Annotated in this window: 3 protein-coding genes; 1 reads left to right on the top strand and 2 read right to left on the bottom strand. The window is 37.5% G+C overall.

Annotated features, from left to right (window positions below):
• Nucleotides 1–123 precede the first annotated feature (123 nt).
• Nucleotides 124–1,449, bottom strand: a complete 1,326-nt coding sequence (pmbA, locus tag AC4GME_RS04455; RefSeq protein WP_490376725.1) for a metalloprotease PmbA — start codon at nt 1,447–1,449, stop codon at nt 124–126.
• Nucleotides 1,450–1,629: 180 nt separating this feature from the next.
• On the opposite strand from pmbA, the gene yjgA reads away from it, so the two are divergent.
• Nucleotides 1,630–2,136, top strand: coding sequence for a ribosome biogenesis factor YjgA (yjgA, locus tag AC4GME_RS04450; protein WP_490379058.1), 507 nt, complete (start codon nt 1,630–1,632; stop codon nt 2,134–2,136).
• 40 nt (nt 2,137–2,176) lie between these two features.
• On the opposite strand, the gene AC4GME_RS04445 is transcribed toward yjgA, so the two are convergent.
• Nucleotides 2,177–2,857: a YoaK family protein gene (locus AC4GME_RS04445; protein ID WP_490376723.1), complete on the bottom strand. Its 681-nt coding sequence runs from the start codon at nt 2,855–2,857 to the stop codon at nt 2,177–2,179.
• Nucleotides 2,858–3,138 lie beyond the last annotated feature (281 nt).

Genomic DNA, 3,138 nt, shown 5'->3' with positions numbered 1-3,138 from the left:
TTGATTAAAATAGAGCTGCATCTTAGTTGGACTGACTAGCGGATCTTCACTACTCACCTGCAATTTTCATCTTTTTGATTAAAATAGAGCTGCATCTTAGTTGGACTGACTAGCGGATCTTCACTACTCACCTGCAATTTTCATCTTTTTGATTAAAATAGAGCCTGTTTTAAGACTGCTACGCGGATCAATATCATCTGCAATAGCGGCAATATCCATAAACATCTCTTTTAAATTACCGGCAATAGTAATTTCATGTACAGGGTAAGCAATCACACCATTTTCAATCCAGAAACCTGATGCACCGCGTGAATAATCACCGGTCACCATATTAACGCCTTGTCCCATTAATTCTGTAACAAATAAACCTGTGCCCATCTCTTTAAATAATCCGGCCAGATCTAAACCGCCTGTTTTTACAAACCAGTTATGAATGCCGCCAGTATGCCCTGTGCTGTGCATATTTAATTTTCGCGCTGCATAACCTGTTAATAGATAAGTTTGTAATACACCATTTTCGATAATATTACGCGCTATTGTTTTACCGCCCTCCTGGTCATAAGGCGAACTGGCAAGGCCTTTACGAAGATGCGGTTTCTCAGAAATTTCCATCCAATCAGGAAATATTTGCGTATCTAAACTATCCAGTAAAAAACTCGATTTTTTATATAAGCTGGTGCCGCTAATTGCGCCAACTAAATGCCCGAATAAACTACAGGCTACCTCAGGTGCAAAAATAACCGGCACCTGTTGGGTTTTTATTTTAGTCGCACCTAAACGTCTAACGGTACGTTTTACCGCATCATCTGCGACCCATTTAGCAGTAAACAGATCATCCATATCACGCGCACTTGTATAGCTATAATCACGCTGCATCTCGTCATCTTTCTGACCTATTAACATGCAGCTTAAACTATGGCGACTGCTTGCATAACTGTGTAAAAAACCGTGGGTATTACCATAGACTTTGATGCTTGAATGACTATTTACCTCTGCACCATCGGAGTTAACAATGCGCGGATCACTGGCAAGCGCAATATCTTCACACTCTTTTGCAATCGCTAATAGCTCTTCAGTACTGTGTTTACTTGGATGGTAAAGATCTAAATCTAATGGGTTATCTTCCAGGCAGCTTTTATCTAATAAACCGGCAAAGCTGTCTTTACAGGTATATTTAGCGATATCAACAGCGGCTTTAACTGTCGACTCAATCGCCTCTGAACTTAAATCTGCAGTAGAAGCACTGCCCTTACATTGATTAACGTAAACACTGATCCCCATTGCACCATCGTTATTAAATTCGATGTTCTCAACTTCACCTAAGCGTGTATTAACAGAAATACCCGATGTTTTACCTAATGCAACTTCCGCTTGGTCTACGCCTAACTGTTTGGCAATAGTTAACGCTTCATTAACTGCATCTTCGAGTTGTTTTTTCTGTTCAATCATAAGTAATACACCGCTGGGATAAAAAAAATTTTGAGAGGCAAAGAATAACATGCTTTAAGGCAAGCTTCTTCTGAAGATGTTATGATGTGTGCAATTATGCACACACTGCCTGCAAATGCGAATTGAGCACCTGCAGGTGGTTTGGCTATATCCCTTAAAATTGTAATAGAAAAGAACCCTATGAATAAAAAAGTCGAACAAGTTGCTGAAGATGAGATCAGTAAATCACAAATCAAACGTGACGCAGAAGTGTTAAAATTGATTGGCCGCCAGTTGGTTGATTTAAACAACAAACAGTTGGCAAAAATTCCTGGGAGCGAATCTCTTTTCCATGCAATTTCTGTTGCACATAAAATTATCGGCAAACATGAAGCGCTGCGCCGCCAAATACAATATATTGGTAAAGTGCTGCGCAATGAAGATGTTGACGCAATTTCAGCAGCCCTTGATAAACTTAATAATAAACATCAGCAACTAACACACGCATCGCAAAAGTTAGAATTATTGCGTGATGAGCTGATTGAACAGGGTGATCCTAAAATTAATGAGTTGTTAGAACAGTTTCCGCAACTTGAACGTCAAAAGTTACGTCAATTAGTGCGTCAGGCAAATAAAGAGAAAAAACAGGAAAAACCAGCAAAAGCAGCCAAAGAGTTATTTACCTATTTAAAACCGGTTTGTTTATAAATTCTTAGCAGGCAATCTGATAAAAAAGGAAAGTGTTTAGTTAAGCACTTTCCTTTTTTGCTTTATGGCGTTTATATAAATATACCCAGTAAATAATAGCTAACGATATTGAAAATAAAGAAGGAAATATTAGTGCTGTAAATCCATATATTTTATAAATAATGGAGCCGATGGCACTTCCAAACATAAAACCGAATATTAACAGTAGGTACAGCTTTAATCTTTTACTGTCTACCTGATGACCTCGAAAATAACTGCCTATCATAACCCCTATATCAGTAAATAATCCTGACATATGAGTTGTTCTTATCAGTGCACCGCTATAGGTAGAAATCATCGCATTTTGTAAACCACACGCCGCAGACACCCAATAATGTCCCATATGTGAATTATTATTTAAATAATGCATCGCCAGATATATAAATATCCCCTCGATAAATAAAGCAAAACCATATCTTTTACCTACTTTAAAAGCGGTTGTTTCAATTAAAAAACCACTTAATATTGCGCCAAATATAAAACTGACTAAAATAAAAAACAGGTGCAAAGCGACTGAAAAATCATTATTAACGATAGCTAAACTCAATAATGAAGAGGTCCCTGTAACATGTGATACAGCTTGATGACTAAACCCCAATAGACCGACTGCATTCACACAACCGGCTAACATGGCTAAAGTGAAACCTCCAAGTTTTACCCATTTAGATATTTTATTAATCATTTCTGGTCTCTATCCTACGTCTAATCCTTTAATTTAAACTTCATATCTGCTTTTCTATTGTACCAAATTTTTCTAAAACTAATGGGCACTTTGTAAAGATATTGTGCGGCTGTATTGTCTCCAGGAAGAAAACCAACCCGACCATAAAATTCAGCAAGCCATAGTTACCAACCAGCAAACAAACAGCTGTCAATAGGCGCATAAAACTTAACCAACTTGCAAACTATCTATTCATAAATAACTCAGTATACTGCAAACATTAAATCAACTCAGGTGAGAGA

The sequence above is a fragment of the Psychromonas sp. genome (genome assembly GCF_983033635.1).
This window is presented reverse-complemented; position numbering and strand designations above follow the sequence as displayed.